Origin of the sequence: Pyxidicoccus trucidator (assembly GCF_010894435.1) — a bacterium.
Taxonomy (GTDB): domain Bacteria; phylum Myxococcota; class Myxococcia; order Myxococcales; family Myxococcaceae; genus Myxococcus; species Myxococcus trucidator.
Window position 1 is genome coordinate 106,678 of record NZ_JAAIXZ010000006.1, and the last position, 21,020, is coordinate 127,697.

General features: G+C 69.8%; 14 protein-coding genes. 8 read left to right on the top strand and 6 right to left on the bottom strand.

Annotated features, from left to right (window positions below):
- The first annotated feature begins 41 nt into the window (after nt 1-41).
- Nucleotides 42-836 (top strand): trypsin-like serine peptidase, encoded by a 795-nt coding sequence (locus G4D85_RS18750; RefSeq protein WP_164013829.1) that lies wholly within the window; start codon nt 42-44, stop codon nt 834-836.
- Nucleotides 837-846: 10 nt separating this feature from the next.
- Here the strand turns inward: G4D85_RS18750 and G4D85_RS18755 are convergent, their stop codons facing one another.
- Nucleotides 847-1,719, bottom strand: a complete 873-nt coding sequence (locus G4D85_RS18755) for an SDR family NAD(P)-dependent oxidoreductase (protein WP_164013832.1) — start codon at nt 1,717-1,719, stop codon at nt 847-849.
- A 185-nt stretch (nt 1,720-1,904) separates the two neighbouring features.
- Between G4D85_RS18755 and G4D85_RS18760 the strand changes: the two genes are divergently transcribed.
- From G4D85_RS18760 to G4D85_RS18770, 3 genes are all read left to right on the top strand, one after another.
- Nucleotides 1,905-2,366 (top strand): universal stress protein, encoded by a 462-nt coding sequence (locus G4D85_RS18760; protein ID WP_164013834.1) that lies wholly within the window; start codon nt 1,905-1,907, stop codon nt 2,364-2,366.
- A gap of 150 nt (nt 2,367-2,516) precedes the next feature.
- Nucleotides 2,517-3,305 (top strand): alpha/beta fold hydrolase, encoded by a 789-nt coding sequence (locus tag G4D85_RS18765; RefSeq protein ID WP_164013835.1) that lies wholly within the window; start codon nt 2,517-2,519, stop codon nt 3,303-3,305.
- Nucleotides 3,306-3,340: 35 nt separating this feature from the next.
- Nucleotides 3,341-5,305, top strand: coding sequence for a PAS domain-containing hybrid sensor histidine kinase/response regulator (locus tag G4D85_RS18770; RefSeq protein ID WP_240359362.1), 1,965 nt, complete (start codon nt 3,341-3,343; stop codon nt 5,303-5,305).
- 29 nt (nt 5,306-5,334) lie between these two features.
- On the opposite strand, the gene G4D85_RS18775 is transcribed toward G4D85_RS18770, so the two are convergent.
- Nucleotides 5,335-6,438: a hypothetical protein gene (locus tag G4D85_RS18775; protein ID WP_240359363.1), complete on the bottom strand. Its 1,104-nt coding sequence runs from the start codon at nt 6,436-6,438 to the stop codon at nt 5,335-5,337.
- A gap of 36 nt (nt 6,439-6,474) precedes the next feature.
- A complete protein-coding gene (locus tag G4D85_RS18780; RefSeq protein WP_164013839.1) occupies nt 6,475-7,692 on the bottom strand; it encodes an aspartyl protease family protein in 1,218 nt (405 codons plus the stop codon).
- 106 nt (nt 7,693-7,798) lie between these two features.
- On the opposite strand from G4D85_RS18780, the gene G4D85_RS18785 reads away from it, so the two are divergent.
- Nucleotides 7,799-8,326 carry a hypothetical protein gene (locus G4D85_RS18785; RefSeq protein WP_164013841.1) on the top strand — a complete coding sequence of 176 codons (528 nt, stop codon included), beginning with the start codon at nt 7,799-7,801 and terminating at the stop codon, nt 8,324-8,326.
- A gap of 37 nt (nt 8,327-8,363) precedes the next feature.
- Here the strand turns inward: G4D85_RS18785 and G4D85_RS18790 are convergent, their stop codons facing one another.
- The 3 genes from G4D85_RS18790 to G4D85_RS18800 form a co-directional block, all read right to left on the bottom strand.
- Entirely contained in the window at nt 8,364-9,143 is a 780-nt protein-coding gene (locus G4D85_RS18790; protein ID WP_205525602.1) for a lysophospholipid acyltransferase family protein, read from the bottom strand.
- Nucleotides 9,144-9,161: 18 nt separating this feature from the next.
- Complete coding sequence (locus G4D85_RS18795) at nt 9,162-9,944, bottom strand: exodeoxyribonuclease III (protein WP_164013845.1); 783 nt, start codon at nt 9,942-9,944, stop codon at nt 9,162-9,164.
- Nucleotides 9,945-10,021: 77 nt separating this feature from the next.
- On the bottom strand, nt 10,022-12,001 hold the full coding sequence (locus tag G4D85_RS18800; protein ID WP_164013847.1) for a lamin tail domain-containing protein: 1,980 nt from the start codon (nt 11,999-12,001) through the stop codon (nt 10,022-10,024).
- Between the two features lie 522 nt (nt 12,002-12,523).
- Between G4D85_RS18800 and G4D85_RS18805 the strand changes: the two genes are divergently transcribed.
- From G4D85_RS18805 to G4D85_RS18815, 3 genes are all read left to right on the top strand, one after another.
- Entirely contained in the window at nt 12,524-17,797 is a 5,274-nt protein-coding gene (locus G4D85_RS18805; RefSeq protein WP_240359364.1) for a cupredoxin domain-containing protein, read from the top strand.
- Nucleotides 17,798-17,903: 106 nt separating this feature from the next.
- The gene (locus G4D85_RS18810) at nt 17,904-19,880 is read left to right on the top strand and encodes a YncE family protein (protein WP_164013849.1); all 1,977 of its coding nucleotides are present in this window, start codon (nt 17,904-17,906) and stop codon (nt 19,878-19,880) included.
- Nucleotides 19,880-21,010 (top strand): SCO family protein, encoded by a 1,131-nt coding sequence (locus G4D85_RS18815; RefSeq protein WP_240359365.1) that lies wholly within the window; start codon nt 19,880-19,882, stop codon nt 21,008-21,010. Before G4D85_RS18810 ends, G4D85_RS18815 begins: the two co-directional genes overlap by 1 nt.
- The last annotated feature ends 10 nt before the right edge of the window (nt 21,011-21,020 follow it).

Consider the following 21,020-nt stretch of genomic DNA (forward strand, 5'->3'; position numbering starts at 1 on the left):
TGGGCCCCTCGCCGCGCAATCACGCGCGTGGAGGTGGTCCGATGTTCGCGAAGAGCGTTCGTGCGCTGTTCCTGGTGGGTGCTGTGTCGGCTTGCGGTACCGAGGCTCCGCCGGATGTTCCGGACGTAGAGGCCAACGAGCCGCTGGCGTCGCAGGAGTCCAACGTCATCGTCGGCTCGGTGAACTGGACCAGCGCCACCTCGCTGTCCGGCACCCAGCGCACGCGCTCCCTGGCCGTGGGCTACCTGTCCATCCCCGCGGTGGGCTCGCGCTGCACCGCGTGGCTGGTGTCGCGCGACGTCATCATCACCAACAACCACTGCATCGGCAGCGCCTCGCAGGCTGTCGGCGCGCGCGTGTCCTTCAACTACGAGGACGGCGTCAGCTCCACCGGCCGCATCTGGTACAACTGCGCCACCTTCATCAAGACGTGGTCTTCGGACGACATGACGGCGGTGCGCTGCAGCGCGCTCAACGGCCAGCTCCCCGGTGACGTGTACGGCTGGCTCACCGTCTCCACCACCAACGCCGCCACCAACGCGAGCGTCTACGTGGTCCACCAGAACTGCGACTACTACACGACGAGCGGCTGCTCGCCGACGAAGAAGTACTCGCCGGGCGTGGTGAAGAACGCCAACTACAGCACCACGGACCTGTCCTACGACGCGGACACGCTGGGCGGCTCCTCGGGCTCGCCCGTGCTGTCCTCCTCCACGAACCAGGTGGTGGGCCTGCACCACATCGGCCTGGGCGGCAACTCGTCGGGCCGCGGCACCGCCAACACCGGCGTGAAGGCCACCCGCGTCAAGGCGCGCCTGGCGGAGATTGGCCTGTAGGCTTCGCGACTCACGCCGTCGACGGCTCGCCGGCCAGCAGCACCGGCCGGCCGGGCCCGATTCCAGGGGCCTGTGGCGACAGCAGCGCTTCACGCCGCAGGCCCCGCAGTGCCAGCCGGCCCAGGCTCCGCTTGAGGCCGCGTGGCAGCAGCGGCAGCAGTCGCATCACCCAGCGGTGGCCGAAGCCCGGGTACACCAGGGGCGCGCCCCGCTCGAAGCCGGCCAGCGCCGCGCGGGCGCAGCGCGCCAGGGAGATGCGGAAGAAGGGCGCCACCTCGTCCGTGGCGGCGTCCGCGCCCTCGTCCCAGAGAGGCCCCGGCGCCACGCGCGTGACGGTGATGCCGCTACTCTCCACCTCCAGCCGCAGCGCCTCGGTGAAGCCGTCCAGGAAGCGCTGGGTGGCGGCGAAGGTGGCGGAGCCGGGCAGGAAGAGCTGCGCGGCGCCCGAGCCGATGTTGAGGACGCCCCCGCGCCCCCGCGCCAGCATGGGCCCGAGCAGGCGGTGCGTCAGCAGCGCGGGCACCCACACGTTCGCCGTCAGCATCTCCTCCACGCGGCCCCAGCGCTCCTCCGCGTAGAGAGCCCGGTCGCCCGCGGCGGCGTTGTTCACCAGCACGTCCACGCGGACGAAGTGCTCCTCCAGCGAGGCCAGCAGCCCGTCCACCTGGCGCGGGTCGCTCACGTCGCACCGCTCGATCATCACGCCGAGCGTGGGGTTGCGCGTGAGCAGCTCGTCGCGCAGCGGCTCCAGACGCTCCGCGCGCCGGTCGACGAGCACCAGGGTGCGCACCCGCCGGGAGAGCAGCCGGGCCAGCTCCCGGCCGATTCCTTCCGTCGCGCCGATGATGAGGACGGTACCTTGATCGATGGGAGGAGGAAGCATGGAGGGGTCCTCGACTTCGGTAAGTTGCCCATCCTGCGCACGGTCTGCGCCGCACGCCTCCCCTCGCGCAAAGCCTGCACGCTTGCTCGACGGCCTGGCCCGCGAGCCCCGGCATGCTTCTTCCAATGAGGGTGAACCCACCCGGTGTCAGCAAGCGGGGGTGGACCCCGCAAGGAGAAGGCCCGATGTCCGCTCCCACTCGCATCCTCGCCCCCGTGGACCTGTCCGAAGGTTCGCGGGCCGTCATCGACTACGCCGTGCAGCTCGCCCGGCCCTTCGGTGCCTCCGTGCACGTGGTCCACACCTGGGAGCCGCCGCAGTACGTGGCGCCTGACCTGCTGGTGGCCGCGCCCGGGTGGAACTCGCTGTCGCTGGAGCAGGTGGCCGTGGAGACGGCGACCAAGGAGCTGACAACGCTGGTCCACAAGCTGGAGTCGCCGCCGGTGCCGCTGACGCACAAGGTGCTCGTCGGCGAGGCCGCGTCCACCATCCTCGACCTGGCCGACCAGGGGAAGTTCGACCTCATCGTCATGGGCACGCATGGCCGGCGCGGGCTGCCCCGGCTGCTGCTGGGCAGCGTGGCGCAGAAGATCGTCTCCCGCGCGCATTGCCCCGTGGTCACCCTGCACGTCGCGCCGGAGAAATAGCCACCCGGACGGTGGAGGGGCGGCCGGCACGGCGCCTGGTGTCCAGCACCAACCGTCCAGGGCTGAAGTCCTTGAATGGGGTGAATGTTCGGGGTCAAGTGGGCGGGAGTCGCAGTCTACCCTCCCCCCGGCCCTGGAGCCCCCCTGCTCGTGAACGTCCTCCACCGGAACAACGTCCAGGTCCTGGGTCGCGGCGAGCAGCCGATGCTCTTCGCCCACGGCTTCGGGTGCGACCAGAACATGTGGCGGTTCCTCACCCCCGCCTTCCTGGACGACTACAAGGTCATCCTCTTCGACCATGTGGGCGCCGGCCGCTCGGACGCCTCCGCCTACAACCGCAGCCGGCATGGCAGCTTGAAGGGCTATGCGGACGACGTCCTGGAGATCTGCCGCGAGCTGGGGCTGAGCCGGACGGTCTTCGTGGGGCACTCGGTCAGCGCCATGATTGGCGTGCTGGCCGCGGCCGCCGAGCCCGAGCGGTTCGACAAGCTGGTGCTCATCGGTCCGTCGCCCTGCTACATCAACGACGGTGACTACGTGGGGGGCTTCTCCCGGGGTGACATCGACGGGCTGCTGGAGTCGCTCGACAGCAACTACCTGGGGTGGTCCAGCGCGATGGCGCCCGTCATCATGGGCAACCGGGACCGGCCGGAGCTCGGGGAGGAGCTGACCAACAGCTTCTGCCGCACCGACCCGGAGATTGCCCGGCACTTCGCGCACGTCACCTTCCTCTCGGACAACCGGGCGGACCTGCCGAAGGTGAAGACCCGGTCGCTCGTCCTCCAGTGCTCCGAGGACGTGATCGCGCCCGAGGCGGTGGGGCGGTACGTGCACCAGCACCTCACGAACAGCCAGCTCGTGGTGCTCAAGGCGACGGGGCACTGCCCCAACCTCAGCGCGCCCGAGGAGACCATCGCGGCGATGAAACTCTTCCTGTAGCGCCGGACTGCCCCTTGAACTCCAGGACACGCGCGTTGGACGACCAACCTCCGGAGCTTCTCGAAGAGAGCGCGGAGGACCTCTACGAGAACGCGCCCTGTGGCTACATCTCCACGCTGCCGAACGGCGTCATCGTCAAGGCCAACCAGACGTTCCTCACCTGGCTGGGCCGCGCGCGCGAGGAGCTGCTCTCCGGCGTTCGCTTCCAGGAGCTGCTGTCCGTGGGAGGGAAGATCTTCTACGAGACGCACTTCGCGCCCCTCTTGCAGATGCAGGGCTTCATCAACGAAGTCCAGCTGGAGGTGCGGACCCGGGAGGGCGTCTTCCTGCCGGTGCTGGTCAACACCGTCCAGCGCAGGGATGCCGCCGGCCGGAGCGTGGTGAACCGCATCACCCTCTTCAACATCTCCGACCGGAAGAAGTACGAGCAGGAGCTGGTGCTGGCGCGGCGCAAGGCGGAGCAGGCCGCCCGGGCCAGGTCGGACTTCCTGTCCATGGTCAGCCACGAGATTCGCACGCCGATGAACGCCATCATCGGCATCGCGAGCCTCCTGCAGAAGACCGAGCTGTCCCCCCAGCAGGAGAAGTACGTCCGCATCCTGGGCTCGTCTTCCGAGAACCTGCTGGGCCTGCTCAACCACATCCTGGACTTCAGCAAGATCGACGCCGGCAAGGTGACGCTGGAGCAGCGGAGCTTCGACCTCCGCCAGCTCGTCTACGGCACCCTCTTCGCCCTCAGCGCCAGGGCGGAGGAGAAGAACCTGTCGGTCATCGCGGAAATCGATGAGCAGGTGCCGGAGTATCTCGTCGGAGACCCGGTCAAGCTCGGGCAGGTGCTGACCAACCTGGTGGGCAATGCCATCAAGTTCACCGAGCTGGGCGCGGTGACGGTGGGCCTGCGGGTCCGCGAGCAGTCCCAGGACGCCGTCTCACTCGATTTCGCCGTCACGGACACAGGCATCGGGATTGCCGAGAACCGGCTGGGTCGCATCTTCGAGGAGTTCACCCAGGCCGACTCCAGCATCGGCATGAAGTACGGCGGCACCGGGCTGGGGCTCTCCATCAGCCAGAAGCTGGTGGAGCTGCAGGGCGGACGCATCTGCGTGAAGAGCACGCAGGGCCAGGGTTCGACGTTCTACTTCACCCTGAGGATGAAGCCCGGGCAGGCGTCCGAGGTGGAGGAGCCCGCGGAGAACCCCGCCAGCACCCAGTCGCTCCAGGGCCTGCGCATCCTCGTGGCCGAGGACAACGACATCAACGTGTTCATGCTGTCGCAGTTCCTGAAGAAGTGGGGCGCCGACTTCGACGTCGTCGGGGACGGGCGCCAGGCCGTCCAGCGCATCCAGGAGGCCGACTACGACCTGGTGCTGATGGACGTGCGGATGCCGGAGCTGGATGGCTACGACGCCACCCGCGCCATCCGGGCCCTCCGCCCCGGCGAGCACTTCGCGCGCATCCCCATCATCGCGGTGACGGCCTCGACGCGGCTGGGCCTGGAGCACCGGGCGCAGGCCGCGGGCTTCACGGACTTTCTCGGCAAGCCCTACAAGCCGGCGGCGCTTGCCGCGAAGCTCGTGCAGCACAGCGGCTGGAAGCAGGCCGCGAAGGCCCTGGCGGGCGCTCCCACGGAGCCTTCCGCCCCGGGGGCCGTGGGGCCGGCGTTCAGCCTGCTGCCGCTGCGCCGCATCGTCGACGAGGACCCTCAGGCCATCATCGAGCTGAGCGCCCTCACCCTCAGCGGCTGCGAGCAATACAAGGTCGGGTTCCAGAAGGCGCTGGAGGCCGGCGACCGGGAGGCGTTCGAGTACCAGGCCCACAAGATATTGCCGACGGTGGAGCTGCTGCAGGCGCAGACCCTGCGCGCGGCCGTGCAAGCAGGGCGTGCGGCGCTGGCGGACGCCTCGGGTACGCCGGACCACCTCGCCTCCGCGCTCCAGGCCATCCACCGCGAGCTGGATGCCATCATCTCGGCGCTGAAGGCGGAGGCGCGGCGGGCGTAGTTCATTCCCCGCCCCGGACGGGAGCGCTCTCAGCCGGGGCGGACCCGGGCACGTGCCTCCCGGGCGGCCCGCTCGCGCGCGGCGAGCACGGTGGGCACGGCGAGCACCATCATGGCGGCGATGATGAGCGAGGCGCCCACCCACTCCGTCGCCCCCACCCCGGGCAGTCCCCACCAGGCGGCGAGGACCGCCGTGGCCACCACGCCCGCGAGCACGCTGGAGGCCCGGTTCACCGGCACGGTGAAGGCATTCTCGCGCGCGTCCAGGAGGATGAGGCCACCGAAGATGCCCGTCCCCTGCGACAGCAGCCCCACCAGCACCTCCTCCAGCAGGTGGCCTCGCGAGAGGAAGCCGGTGAAGCCGGCGCGAAGCTCTCCGAGGATGCCGTCCCCGCCCAGGAGCGCCAGCACCGCCAGCGTGCCCACCAGCGCGGGCGTGGCCACCATCTGCTCCTCGACGAAGTAGCGGATGGACACGGCGCGGACTCCCGACTTGGCCAGGTTGCTCATGGCGCGCAGCCGGAAGAAATAGGCGGCGAGGTAGATGCCCACGTCCAGCGTGGCCAGCAGGGTGAGGGTGGCACTCACGTTCGTCCCCGTGGCCACCCCCAGCGCCGAGAGGCTCAGGCCCAGCGCCACCCACGAGGGCCAGCGCACCCGCCGCCCGCTCAGGGCGTCCACCACCGGCGCGAGGACGAGCACCCCACCCCGCATCAGCAACATCATGAAGACGATGGACGCACCCGGCAGGGTGTACGCCAGCGTCGTGGTGCCGATGATGGCCGCCGAGCAGAGTCCGGACAGCAGCGTCCACCGCCCCGGGACGGGCACCCGGACGCCCAGCACCTCGCGATGCCCCGCGTAGCGCCACCACCCCTTGAGGGTGAGGAAGAGGAACATGCCCACCAGCGAGGCCGAGGTGCTCACCGGCAGCAGCGTGAAGCCGGAGATGCCGTGCTCCATCCCCGGCAGCGAGCCCCCCGAGAGTGCCTTGGTCAGCGCGCTGTACGGGGCGTACGCCGCGAAGTAGCCGAAGGCGTACACCCAGATGGTCAGGTCGTTCGAGTCATCGTGCGGCGTCGACGCGGGAGCCAGGGTGTTCCTCCAGGGGTGGACCTGGATACCACGTTGCAACGGCCATGCCCTGCCCTCCTCGCGGGCCGTGGACGCTCAGGGCGTGAAGACCACCTGCGACTCGCGTGGGCGCTCGATGAGCGTCAGGCGGCCCGCCTTCGCGTCCTGCTTCTGGTCGAAGCGGGCAAGGAAGCTCAGTCCGAGCAGCCCGTCCACGCCGTCGGGCAGCGTGTCGGTCACGGCCACCTCGACGTTGGTGGCCTTCGCCCCCTGGAGCGCGATTTCAGGCACCTTCACCAGCCGGACGGTGAGGATGTCATGGGACGCCTGGAGCCGGAACGTGGGGGCGCCCTCGACCTGGAGCCCGAGCCTGTCCGCGAACGCCTTCGACAGCACCACCCGGACGGAGTCTCCGTCGATGAGGAAGCGACCGCGCTCCTTCCCGCCGACCGTGACCTCCACCTCGCGCGGCCCCTTCGCGGGGAACGACACCTCCGCGCGGCCCTGCCCGTCCGTCCCGCAGCGGCCCGCGCTCACGAGCTCGGTCAGCCGCTCCTCCATCTTCGAGCCCGGCGCCGGCACGGTTCCGACGAGCAGGTTCTCCTGCACCGTCAGCCGCGCCTGGCAGTGACGCCCCCGGCGCGCGTCGACGGTGGCCAGCAGGTTGGCCACCTGCGTCTCGCCGGGCTTGAGGAAGAAGGCCTGCCGGAAGTCGGCGGCCGCCTTGTCCAGCGCGCTGCTCGCCTCGTAGGCCATGCCGCGCCAGACGAAGTAGTTGGCGTTGTCGGGCGCGCCGGCGATGAGCTCCGACACGTCCTTCGCGGCGAGCTCGAACTCCTGGAGCTGCACGTGGGCCGTGTAGGTGAGCTGCCGGAGCGCGGTGGACTTCCCGCACTTCGCGATGAAGTCGTCACCGGCCTGGATGGTGCCCTTCAGGTCGCGGGCCTCGAACAGGGCCTGGGCGAGCTCGCGCCCCTTCGTCTTGTCGCACGGCTGGCGCGCCAGCTCCTCCTTCAGGTGGCGGATGAACACGCCCTTCTTGCCGTAGTCGAAGGCCGTGGCCTCCGGTGCGGCCTCGCTGGCGGGACGCAGTGCGAACCAGGCTCCCGCGGCGACGGCGGCCACGACCAGCGTGACGCCCACGCCCACCGTGCGCAGCGTCTTCGCGCGGTGGTAGCGCTCGACGCAGGCGGCGCAGCGGTCCTTGCCACCCTCGAAGGTGGCGCACTTCGGACAGAGAACCTTGTCACAGCCGCCACAGCGGAAGGCGGGGTCGGCGTCGGAGTTGTGGATGCAGGTGGGCTCGGTCAGCACGGGGCGCCTTCTAGCCCGCGCTCCGGGGAGGCGCAAAGCAGGGCCCATGCAATCGACCCACGGAACGTCCGTAGGAAGCCTGTCCCGGAGTCCTCAGGAGCCGTCCATGCGCCTGTCCCCCATCCCCGTCCTGGCCCTCACCTTCACCCTCGCCGCCCCGGCCTTCGCGGGAGATGACTCCGCGAAGAAGCCCAATGAATGGCGGGTGGTGTGCGCCAACAACACCAAGGACGGCAGCCGCATGGTCCAGGGCACCGACCTGGTCATCGAGGCCGGGGAGAAGGTGAAGGACGCCGTCGCCGTGGAGGGCAACGTCATCATCCGCAAGGGCGCCGTGGTCGAGGACGCCGTCGCCATCCGCGGCCGCGTCATCATCGAGGCCGGCGCCCAGGTGAAGGGCGACGCGGTGTCGCTCGGTGGGGAGGTTCGCGTCCACTCCGGCGCGCGCGTCGACGGCAACGCGGTGGCGCTCGGAGGCCGGCTCACCGTCGACAAGGACGACGCCGTCGCGGGCGACAAGGTCAGCCTGTCCTTCGAGATTGGCGGCAAGGACGTGGTGCGCAGCCTCATCGAGGGGGCCCTCGACAAGGAGCTGCGCTGCCACATCATCGACGACGCGGACAAGGACGTCTGAGGCACCCGGGCCCGCGGCGCCTCCGGAAGTCGGAGGACTACGCCGCGGGCGCGGCGCCCGGGGCGGAGGGCTCGGCGCCTCCGCTCGTGTGCGGCATCAGCCCGGCGCGCAGCGCGAGAATCTGAGCGCGCGCCAGGTCCTTCAGCCGCTCCGTGTCCGCCAGCGTCATGCCCTTGGTGGAGATGGGCGTGCCCACCGTCACCAGCCCACGTGACGTGGCGAAGCGCCACGAGTGCTTCGGCAGCGCCCGGCGCGTCCCGCTCACCGCCAGGGGCAGCACGTCCGCCTGCGCTTCGATGGCCAGCCGGAACGCGCCGTCCTTGAAGGGCAGCAGATCATCCGTCTTCGAGCGCGTGCCCTCGGGGAAGATCATCACCGGCATTCCCTTCGCCAGCCACTCGCGGCAGCGGGCCATGGCCCCCGTGGCGGAATCGCGGTCCCCGCGGTGCACGGGGATGTCGCCGGCCATCCACATCATCCACCCCACCACCGGAATCTTGAAGAGGCTGGCCTTGCCCAGCCACTTCATCTCCCACGGCAGGTGCGAGATGAGGAACGGGTCCGCGTTGGACTCGTGGTTGCTCACCACCACGGTGTTCGGCGCCACCACGGCCGGCACCGGGCCGTGTACGCCGAAGCGCCAGAACGGCGTCAGCTTCGCCGCCGTGACGCCAATCAGCCGGAAGCAGCGCCCCGTCGCGTAGCGGTTCCTGTCGAAGGCCCAGGTGAGGATGGCCAGCGCCAGCTGCACGAAGAAGCCAACCAGGGCCACCAGGCCAATCTCGATCCACGTCCAGATGGAGAGCAGTGCATTCATGAGAGCCTCGAGCAACCTTCAGCGGACCGCCGGGTCCAGGTCCACACTCACCGGGCAATGGTCCGAGCCCAGCACATCCGGGTGGATTCCGGCCTTCCGCACGTATGCCATGGCCGCCGGCGTGGCCAGCACGTAGTCAATCCTCCAGCCGATGTTCTTCTCCCGCACCCCGAAGCGCTGGCTCCACCAGGAGTAGTGCCCACCCGCCTTGTTGAAGTGGCGGAAGGTGTCCACCCAGCCGGCCCGAATCCACCGGTCGAACTCCTCGCGCTCCTCCGGCCGGAAGCCGCTCGTCTCGCGGTTCTCCCGGGGCCGGGCCAGGTCGAGGTCTTGATGCGCTGTGTTGAAGTCCCCCACCACCAGCACCCGGCCCCCGTCCCGCAGCGGCTTCTCCAGCCGCTCGAAGAGGCGCCGGTAGAACGTCAGCTTGTAGGGGATGCGGCTGAGGTCCCGGTCCTTCCCATTCCCGTTGGGGAAGTAGCCATTCACCACGGTGAGCTTCCCGAAGCGGGCAATCTGCAGCCGCCCCTCCACGTCCAGCTCACTGACGCCCAGCCGCGTCACCACGTCGTCCGGCTCCAGCCGGCAGAACAGGCCCACCCCGCTGTAGCCGGGGCGGTCCGCCGAAACGAAGTGGGTCTTCCAGCGCGCCGGAGCCCGGACCTCGTCGGGGAGCTGGTCCTGCCGCGCACGCACCTCCTGCACGGCGACCACCTGCGCCCGGGCCCCCGCCAGCCACGGCAGGAAGCCCTTGCGGTGCACCGAACGCAGACCGTTGACGTTCCAAGAGACGACTCGCACGGAAGGCTTATGGCCCGGCCCGGGCGGTATTTCCAGCCCCTACCACGCACACTGGCGGTAGGGGCTGCCGGCTCTGCCTAGGGCTCGACCGGGCTGGACGCGTTCTGCGGCTGGCGCGTCGTCCTCAGGATGATGTCCGCGGCGTTGACGTTGGAGTCGTGCCCGTTGCCCTTCAGCGCGTCCGAGCCCGTCTGCATGCTGGCGGCGGTGGAGTCGACGTTGGCCTTGCGCTCGAAGCTGCCGCCGTTGGGCGGGTAGCCCTGGATGGCGGTGCCCTCCGGCCGGTTGGCGGTGCCATAACCCACCGTGTCCACCGCCAGCGGGTCCTCGGGCTTCGTCCCCAGGTCGGGCGGGCCCACGCGCACGTGGCCGCCACCCGTGGCGCTGGCGGACAGGTGGAAGAGCCCTTCCCAGCTCGCGTCTCCCTGGACGGGGGCGCTCGCGGGATACGCGTCGGAGACCACCAGGTAGTAGCTCCCCGGCGCGATGCTCGCGTCCGGGGGCAGGCTGAAGCTCAGGTAGTCCGGCCCCGTGGAGCTCTTGTACTGCACCTGCCAGCCACCGAGGTCCACCGTGCTGGCGGTGGGGTTGTAGAGCTCGATGAACTCGTCGTTGTCGCCCGCCGGGCCAGTCGCGCTGCCGCGCACGGCGAACTCGCTGATGACGATGTGGTTCGCGCCGACGCCCGTCACCTGGACGGAGGAGACCGCCGTCCGGGCGCCCAGCGTCGCGGACACCTGGCCCTGGCCGGCCGTGGAGCCCGCGGTGAAGTCGAACTTGGCGGAGAGCGTGTTGGCGGGCACCGTCACGCGCACCGGCGCGGTGCCGAGCGACGCGGGCTGCACCGCGAGCTGGACCTCCGTATCCACCGCCGGGGGCACGTCGAGCACCACGGTGAAGGTGTGCGTCCTGCCGCCCGCCACCACCGCCGACTCGGGCGTCAGCATGGACAGCGACACCGGCTCGTCCACGGCGATGACCCGCACGGTGGCCTCGCGCGAGACGTTCCCGAGGGTGGCCGTCAGCACGGCCTTCGTCACCCCCGGGTCCGCCGCCAGGTCCGCGCTCACCAGTACGGTGGCGGAGGTGGCGCCGGCGGGGATTCGCACCAGGTTGGTGTCTTCCACCACGACGGCCGGGCTGGAGGACCTCATCTCCACCCACACCTCCACGGGCGCGGGCTCCTTCAGCGTCACCCGGAGCGCATCCGGGAACGTCGGGCCGCTGAAGCCCGAGCGCGCGAAGGTGCCCGTCGGACCGAAGTCGGCCAGCGCCACCTGCGTGGTGCCCGCGTCGGTGGCGGTGCCTGCATCCGTGCCCGCGTCGGTGCCCGTGCCAGCGTCGGTGGCGGTGCCTGCATCGGAGCCAGCGTCCGGAGCCGGGCCCGCGTCGAGGTCGGAACCCGCGTCCATGCCAGCATCCACGTCGGAGCCAGCATCCGTGCCCGCGTCGACATCGCTGCCCGCGTCTGTGCCACTGCCAGCATCGGTGTCGGAGCCGGCGTCAGTCCCCGTGCCCGCATCCGTGTCGGAGCCGGCGTCAGTCCCCGTGCCCGCATCGGTGTCGGAGCCGGCATCAGTTCCCGTGCCCGCATCCGTGTCAGAGCCGGCATCAGTCTCCGTGCCCGCATCCGTGTCGGAACCCGCGTCCGTCTCCGAACCGGCATCCGTGTCGCTGCCCGCGTCGGTGCCGTCGCCCGCATCCGCGCCGCCATCCACGTCCGTCGACACACCTGAGTCCGTCACACCGGAATCAATCTGCAGCTCGGGCGTGACGGTGCAGTCATTCTCGCAACCGTCGCCGGAGGCGCGGTTGCCGTCGTCGCAACGCTCGGTCCCCTCCAACCGGCCATTTCCACAGACAGGGCTGCCGGCATCTGTCTCAGGAGCGGGCTGGCAGTTGCTCGGGCAGGTATCACCGTTGGCGGTGTTGCCGTCGTCGCACTGCTCGCCGGCCTCGACGATGCCGTTCCCACACTCAGGATCATCGCCGCAGGCGGTGACAAGGAGGAGCAACGCCGAGAGCGGCGCCAGCAGCTGCCGGAAGGACCAGGTCATGGGGGAAGACTCCATTGCGGCTTGCGGGGGCCTCCTTGAATCCCACAAATGTCCTCCATTTCGCAAATAGCGGCAGGCTACAGGCCCACCAAAACCTGCCGGTTTCAGTCCTTCCATGTTTTCCAGCAAATTCAGGGGCATGCGCGCCGACCGGACCGGGGCGCCGCCGACCACCGGGGTCTGGCGCGCCCCTCCCCTCCCGGCCCATGCCGGCCCCGTCCTGGCCGGTTCCTGGTGCCGAGCTCCGGCGGTTTCCGGACGGCGCCATCCACGCCATGACGCGCCGTCACTTCCTGTGAAACCTCTCAGACAGCGTGTAGCGGCTCGCGGCAAGCGGCCAGAGTCCGCACGGTTACGCAGACCTGTTTACTTTCATGAAGTCAGGCAGCTACTGAGAAGCGTGAAACACGGACAGTGCGTCTGTGTTTGATGAGGATTTCCTCAGAAACATGCAAGTGATTCCTGAGACATCTCTCAGGAATCCCATGCGCCCGCACCCCAGGGGGAAGCGTGTTCTCAACCGTGAATCGACGCAAGGACAGGGGCACCCTGTCCGAAGGCAGGCGCACGCCCGCGCTCGGCCGTTCCGTGCTGGCGGCGGTGCTGACCTCGGCCCTCGCCTGCCAGCCAGACGCCGCGGGCGGAGCAGCCGCGCCCGGCTACCAGCCCATCAGCCCTCCCAACACCGAGCAGGTGGAGGCCTCGGCCCAGCCGCTCACCGCGCCGACCTGCGCACGCACCGTCACCGCGGAGGTGGTGGCCCTGGACCAGGTCTACACCTACAACCGGCTCGGCTCTTACAACCCCACGGGCATGGTGTATGCCCTTCGTGAGGACGTGGAGGCCATCTCCACGAGCAAGCCCATTGGCCCGGGCAACGCGCGCCTGAAGGTGAGCAAGCGCCCCCGCCCGCTGGCGCTGCGCGCCAACGTGGGCGACTGCCTCAACGTGAAGTTCACCAACTGGCTGGCGCCCACGCGCTCGATGATTCCCAGCCCCAGCCAGTCGCAGCCCGGCCCCAGCAGGGCGGGAGGCTCCACCTCCATCAGCTTCCTGCAGAAGGCCCTGCCCACCTGGGTGTGGGACCTGACGTATGACCCGGTCCTCTCCCTCATCAACAACAAGGCCGTGGGCGGCCGGTGGTTCTTCCCGAACCAGGAGCTGGAGTTCGAGAGCGACCACAAGGACGACTCCCCCGCCACGCGCCATGCGTCGCTCCACATCCAGGGCCTGCAGTACGTCAACATGGCCTCGGACGGCGCCAACGTGGGCTTCAATGGCAGCAGCCTCGTGGCCCCCGGCAACAGCATTGACCAGACGTGGTACGCGGACCACGAGGGCACCTTCTTCTTCTACAGCATGGGCGCCTCGTTCGGCGGCCAGGGCGACGGAGGCTCCACCGCGCAGGGCCTCTTCGGCGCCGTCAACGTGGAGCCCCAGGGCAGCAAGTGGTACCGCTCCAAGGTGAGCAACGCGGTGCTCAAGGCCGTCACCACCGGCTCCAACCCGGACGGCACCCCGCGCATCAACTACGAGCTGGCGGACTCCACCGGCCGGCCGCACCTGGCCATCCTCGACGGCAGCAACCGCATCCGCCACGGAGACCTGGAGGCCATCATCACCGGCTACCGCTCCACGGTGATGCAGACGAACACGTCCAAGGACCAGGGGCACTTCCGCGAAATCACCGCCATCTACCACGACGAAATCAAGGCGGTTCAGGCCTTCGACGAGCTGGAGTGGAACCCCACCTTCCACAGCGTGCGCGACGGCTTCGGCATCAACTACGGCGTGGCCGGCCTGGGCGCGGAGCTGCTCGCCAACCGCGCGAAGATTGGCCCCACCAAGGACTGCGTCACCTGCGAGTACGAGGAGTTCTTCCTCGAGTCCTGGGCCAACGGCGACCCTGCGATGAACGTGGAGAAGGACGCCAGCGGCAAGGCCGTGGAGGCGCTCTACCCGGATGACCCGTCCAACGTGCACCACAGCTACCTGAGCGACCCGGTGCGCATCCGCAACATCCACGCGGGCCCCGCGGAGACGCACGTCTTCCACCTCCACGCCCACCAGTGGAAGTACTCGCCGGGCGTCAACGACTCCAACTACCTGGACTCGCAGACCATCGGCCCGGCCTCCGCCTTCACCTACGACATCAACTTCGGTGGCTCCGGCAACCGCAACCTCACCGCGGGCGACTCCATCCACCACTGCCACCTGTACCCGCACTTCGCCCAGGGCATGTGGGCCCTCTGGCGCGTCCATGACGTGTTCGAGGCGGGCACCAAGGACCGCATGCTGCCGGACGCGGAGATTTCCGGCGGCACGCCCAACCCGGCCGTCATCCCCATTCCCCAGCGGGCCATGCCGCCCATGCCCACGTACGCGGCCACCGTGGTCAGCACGCCGTCCGGCAACATGACGCGGCCCGCCTTCCCCGGCTTCCCCTTCTACATCGCCGGCCTGGCCGGCCGACGCGCGCCCCAGGCGCCGCTGGACCTGGAGTACGACGGCGGGCTGCCGCGCCACATCGTCACGCGCGCGGTGGGTCCGGTGACGTACGGCAACGACGGCCGCTTCGACGTGGACCCCTCCGCGCTCAACATCAAGCTGCTGCCCCAGAACGGCACGGCGATGGAGCAGGCGGCCATGTCCTTCCACGCGGGCACCTTCCCCAACGCCGCGGCGGCGGTCACCTACCACGGCGACGCGGCGAGGTCCTACCCGGCCTACACGCCGTCGGGCGCAAGCGGGCGCTTCCTCATCAACGGCCGCCCGGCGGTGGCCGGCGCGCCCTTCGCGGACCCCTGCCCCACGGGCGTGCCGATGCGCAACTACCGCGCGGCGTACCTGCAGGTCGCCATCCAGAACATGAATCGCGCAGGCTGGCATGACCCGCAGGGCCGGCTGATGGTGCTCAACGAGGACGTGGCGGCCACCCAGGACGGCAAGCGCCCTCCGGAGCCGTTCTTCTTCCGCGCCGCTTCGAACGACTGCATCAACTTCTACGCCACCAACATCATCCCCGCGCACCTGAACCCGGATGACTTCCAGATCTACACGCCCACGGACATCATCGGGCAGCACATCCACCTGGTGAAGTTCGACGTGACGGCGTCCGACGGCGCCGGCAATGGGTGGAACTACGAGGACGGGACGCTGTCCGCGGACACGGTGGAGCACCGCATCCACCTGGCCAACGCGGCCGGCGGCGCCTTCGCGGTGGACGGCAACGTGGGCGAGACGGGCCCTCGGACGCTGCTCACCATCCCCGCCACGCACCCGCGCATCCCCCGCGCTCCGCCGACGGCGCAGACCACCGTGCAGCGCTGGTGGGCGGACCCGCTGGGCACCACCTCGACGGGCAAGCAGCACACGCTGGAGACTGTCTTCACGCACGACCACTTCGGCCCGTCGTCACACCAGCAGCACGGCTTCTACGGCGCGCTCATCGTCGAGGAGCCGGGCTCCAAGTGGAAGGACCCGAAGAGCGGCGTGTACTTCGGCTCGCGAGTGGCCGACGGTGGCCCCACCAGCTGGCGCGCGAACATCATCACCGCGAACCCCGCCAACAGCTTCCGTGAGTTCGCGCTCGCCTTCGCCGACTACGTCCCCTACTACGACGAGTGCGGCAAGCCGGTGAACCCTCCCAACTACAAGGAGGAGAAGCTGCCCATCGCCATCGGCTTCGGGAGCACGCCGATGCCGGAGGCCATCAGCGCCGCGGACCCGGGCGCGATGACGGTCAACTACTACAACGAGCCCATCCCCCTGCGCATCTCCCAGCGCTACAGCTGCAGCGACCGCGCGCAGTACACGGACTGGCGCGGAGACATGGCCAACGTCTTCCGCTCGGACGTGCACGGCGACCCGTACACGCCGCTGCTGGAGGGCTACGTGGGCGACAAGGTCCGCATCCGCCTCATCCAGGGCTCGGAGGAGGAGCAGCACTCGTTCAGCCTCCACGGCAACAAGTGGCTCAAGGAGATGTACGACCCGCACAGCGGCTTCTACAACGGCCAGGCCATTGGCATCTCCGAGCACTTCGAGTTCGACCTCAGCGCCGGCATGCCGCAAATCGTCGGCCCGTACGAGACCGCCGACTACATGTACATGAGCGCGTCCAACGGTGACCTGTGGAACGGCATGTGGGGCATCATGCGGACGTACAAGCGGAAGCAGATTGGCACGCGCTCGCTGGCGGACGTGGCGCTGCTCGCCGCGGACAAGCGGCCGAAGCTCCAGCCTCCGGACGCCCAGGCGCGTGAGCTGACGGCCTATCCCCCCGTGCTGCTGGAGGAGCTGCCGGCCGAGGCCGGCCTGGAGCAGCTGAGCGAGCAGGACGAGGTGGTGCAGAAGTCCTACGAGGTGGACGAGTCCGGCAAGGAGCTGGAGCCCCGCACCGTGGAGCACCTGATGGCCGACCGCGAGGCGATGATGAAGGTCGACGCCGACCTCGTCACCAAGTACGAGCTGGCGGGCTGGTTCGGCATCAAGCCCGTGCTGGTGGACTCGTGCCCCAAGGGCTCGCCGGTGCGCACGTACCGGGTCTCCGCCATCGACGCGAAGAACTGGCTGCCCAACAAGCGGCTCGTCTACAACGACGAGTACGCAATCTACGACCCGGACGCGATCATCTTCGCCCAGGACGCGCACCTGGTTCCGCTCCGGGACGGCAAGCGCAGGCCGGAGCCGCTCATCCTCCGGGCCCGCGCGGGCGAGTGCGTGCAGGTGTCGCTGACCAACCGGCTGCCCTCCACCCCGCTGCCGAAGACGGACATCTGGGCGCACCACTCCGCCATCACCGAGAACTTCAACGTCAACCAGGTGCGGATGTCGAACCGGGTGTCGCTGCATCCGCAGCTCGTCAGCTACGACGTGAACACGGATGACGGGGCCACCGTGGGCCTCAACGCGGTGCAGACGGTGGCACCGGGCAAGACGCGCGTGTACCGGTGGTACGCCGGCGAGTTCAAGAGCTCGCCCAAGGGGTCGCCATTCCCCCTGGGCAAGGTGACGGGCATGGAGTTCGGCATCGTCAACCTGCGCAACATGGCGGACGTCATCAATCACGGCATGCACGGCGCCATCGGCGCGCTCATCATCGAGCCGACGAACTCGGCCTGGACCACCGACTCCGGCACCGAGGCCCAGGCGCGGGTGACGTACACCCGGCCGGACGGCTCGCAGGAGACGTTCCGCGAGTTCGTCAACCTCTTCCAGGACGACCTCGGCCTGCAGAGCGACAACTCGAAGTTCTGGGACACCGACGGCCTGAACAGTGGCCGGTCGCTGCGGAACACGGCCGGCATCGACGACTCGCAGGACACGGGCCAGAAGGCGTTCAACTACCGCACCGAGCCGCTGTGGGCCCGGCTGGGAGTGCCGCCGCAGACGTCGCCCGAGGACATCAACAACTACGACCTGCGCGACATCCTCAGCTCCGCCGTGTACGGCGACCCGGCCACGCCCATCTTCACCGTGAATGCCGGTGAGCCGCTGCGCTGGCGGTTCGGCCACCCGAGCGGCCACTCGCGGCAGCACGCCATCTCCCTGCACGGCGCGGAGTGGCGGCGCAACCCGTGGGCGGCGGGCGCGCAGTCGCGCGTCATGGGGCCCAACGCGTCCTCGCCCATCATCGCCACCCAGGGCGGCGCGTCGGTGATGCAGTCCTACAACATCATCCCCGAGTACGGGGCCGGCGGCGCGTACGGCGTCAAGGGTGACTACCTGTACCGGGACCACGCCAGCTTCCTCTGGAGCGGCGGCGGTCTGTGGGGCGTGTACCGGGTGAAGTAGCCACCCGTTCGTCGAGCAACACCGGGTGCGGCGCGGGTCTTCACCCCCCGCCTGCGCCGCACCCGCTTCTTCGTTTCCCTTCGCCGCCTGTTCCTCCGCACACCCCATGCGCAAGCACCTCATCCTCACCGCCTCCGGCCTGCTGTCCGCGGGCGCCCTGGCCGCCGGCTGGCTGTTCCTGCCCCGCGCGCCCCAGCCTCCAGCCCCCGCCGCTCCGCTCCCCGCCATCACCGCGCCCGCGGTGTCCGTGGAGCGCGAGGGCGTCGCCGTGTCCTTCGACCTGGCGCTCGCCCCGCGTCCCCTGGAGGCCGAGCGCGGCGCGCCGCTGCAGGGCACCGCGCGCTTCGTGCTGAAGGACGCGAAGACGGGCGAGCCCCTTCAAGGCCGCCGGCCGCTGGGCTGGCTGTCGCTGCGGGCGAAGGACGCAGCGCCCCTGGACGACGCCACGTGCAAGGAGCGCGTGAAGACGTACCTGGGCGGGCTGCTGTCCGCGCGGGCGGAGGTGGACCTCAACGCCTACTGGTTCCTCACCCTCAACCACGACCACACGCTGTCCGTCATCAACCCGCAGATTGCCTTCGGCCGCACCAAGCTGCACAGCCTGGTGTCGGTGGGCGGCGCGGTGGCGGACTGGGCGCTGCTGAGAGACCGCTCGGCGGTGTACGTGACGGTGCCCACCAGCCACAGCGTGTCCGTGGTGGACACGCAGCGCTTCCTCGCCCTGCGCACCATTCGCGTGGGACGGCAGCCGGGCCGCATCGCGGTGGCTCCGGACGGCCGCACCGCCTGGGTGAGCAACGACGGCGACGGCACGGTCAGCGTCATCGACACCGCGTCGCACGCCGTGGTGGACACGGTGGAGGCGGGCCCCGGACGGCACGAGCTGGCCTTCTCCGATGAGGGCCGCACCGCGTGGCTCACCAGCGAGGAAGGTGACTCGCTCCTCGCCGTGGACGTGGCCTCTCGCGAGGTGCTGGGCCGGGTGATGATTGGCGCGGGCGCGGGCACGGTGGCCTGGAGCCCGGTGGCTCGCGCCGTCTTCGTGGCGCAGACACGGACCCACGAGGTGCTGGTGGTGGACCCGGCGAGCCGCGAGGTGTCGCGCCGCATCCCCGTGAAGCCGGGCCTGGAGGCCCTGCGCTTCGACCGCACCGGCCGCTGGGCCTTCCTGGTGCACAAGGACGCGGGCGTGGTGGACATCGTGGACGCGGCACGCAGCCAGGTTGCGCACTCGCTCACCGGCTTCTCCGCGCCGGACTCCGTCATCTTCACGGACGCCTTCGCCTACGTGCGCAACACGCAGGAGGGCCGCGTGTCCCTGGTGGAGCTGCGGACGCTGGAGGGCACCGGCAAGCCGTCCATCGTCCACGTCACCATGGGGCAGAAGCGGCCGGCGGACGCGCGCGAGCTGGGCCGCTCGGACGCCATCGCCCCGCTGCCGGAAGGCAATGGCGTCATCGTCGCCGGTGCCGCGGACCGCGCCCTCTACCTCTACCAGGAGGGCATGATGGCCCCGCGCGGCACCCACCTGAACTACGGCCGCGAGCCCCGCGCGGTGCTGGTGCTGGACCGCTCGCTGCGCGAGGTGGAGCCCGGCGTCTACACGGCCTCGGGCATGGTGCGGGAGAACGGCACCTACGACGTCCAGCTCCTCGTGGACAACCCGCGCGCGGTGGTCTGCACGGAGTGGAAGGTGGGCGGCGTTCCCGAGGACGCGGCGCTCGTCAAGAAGCTGCCGCTGGCGCTCACGCCGGAGTTCGACCCGAAGGCGACCTTCACCGCCGGCTCCACGGTGCCCCTGCGCTTCAAGCTGGAGCCCACCGCGGGCACCGGTGCCCCCTCGGTGCAGCCGGAAGAGATTCGCGTGCTGATGTTCAAGACGCCGGGCACGTGGCAGTGGCGCACGGAGCCGCGCCGCACCGCCGAGGGCCAGTTCGAGGTGGACTTCGCGCCGCCAGAGCCCGGCCAGTACAAGTTCGTCGTGGGCGTGGAGAGCCGGGGCATCGACCTGGGCCGCCTGCCCACCTTCACCCTGGGCGTGCTGCCGTCTCCCGCCGCCACCGCTTCCACCGAGGTCCCCTGATGAAGCCGCACGCCCTTCCCTCTCGCTGGATGCTGGCCGCCGCGCTGGTGTTCGCCACGCCCGTGCTCGCCGCGGAGGTCTCCGTCCCCACGCCCCCACCGGCGGCCGCGAAGCCCGCGTCCCTGGACGTGGAGGTGCCGGACGTGGAGCTGGTGGACCAGACGGGCCGCAAGGTGCGGCTGTGGACGGACCTGGTCCGCGGACACACCGTGGCCATCAACTTCATCTTCACGCGGTGCAAGACCATCTGCACGCCCATGACGGCGACGATGGCGCGCGTGCAGAAGGACCTGGGCCCGAAGAACGACGTGCGCTTCATCTCCATCACCCTGGACGTGGCCAACGACACGCCGGAGCGGATGGCGAAGTTCGCCGAGCCCTTCAAGCCCGGACCCGGCTGGTCCTTCCTCACCGGCGAGCCAGCGAAGGTGAAGGAGGCCCTGGTGGCCCTGGGTGGCTACGTGCCCGACAAGGAAGCGCACCGTCCCACCGTGCTCGTGGGCAACGCGGTGGCGGACTCGTGGACCCGCGTGGACGGGCTGGGTAGCCCGTCCCGCATCCTGGAGGCCATCCGCGAGGCGCAGGCCGCGTCCGCGGCTCCGGCCGAGCTGGGCTCGGCGGCCAGTGACTCCGCCGCCCAGGACGCGGCCGCCGCGAAGTACTTCACCAACACGGAGCTGGTGGACCAGCACGGCAAGACGCACCGCTTCTACGAGGACCTGGTGCGCGGCCGGAAGGTGCTCATCAACTTCGCCTTCACCTCGTGCAAGGGGGCGTGCTCGCCGATCACGAAGCACCTGGCCGAGGTGCAGGAGAAGCTGGGCGGCCGCGTGGGCAAGGACATCACGATGATCACCCTCTCCGTGGACCCGGCCAACGACACTCCGAAGAGCCTGGGCACGTTCGCGAAGAAGTTCGGCGTGAAGAAGGGGTGGTACTTCCTCACCGGCTCGCGGGAGAACATCACCCTCGTGCTGAAGAAGCTGGGCGGGTACGTGGACAACCCCGACGCGCACAACACCACGCTGCTCATCGGGGATTCAGCCACGGGCATGTGGGTGAAGTCTCCCGCCATGGCGCAGGTGGATAACATCGTCCACGCGGTGGAACACCTGAACGATCCGAAGTGACTTCGATGCG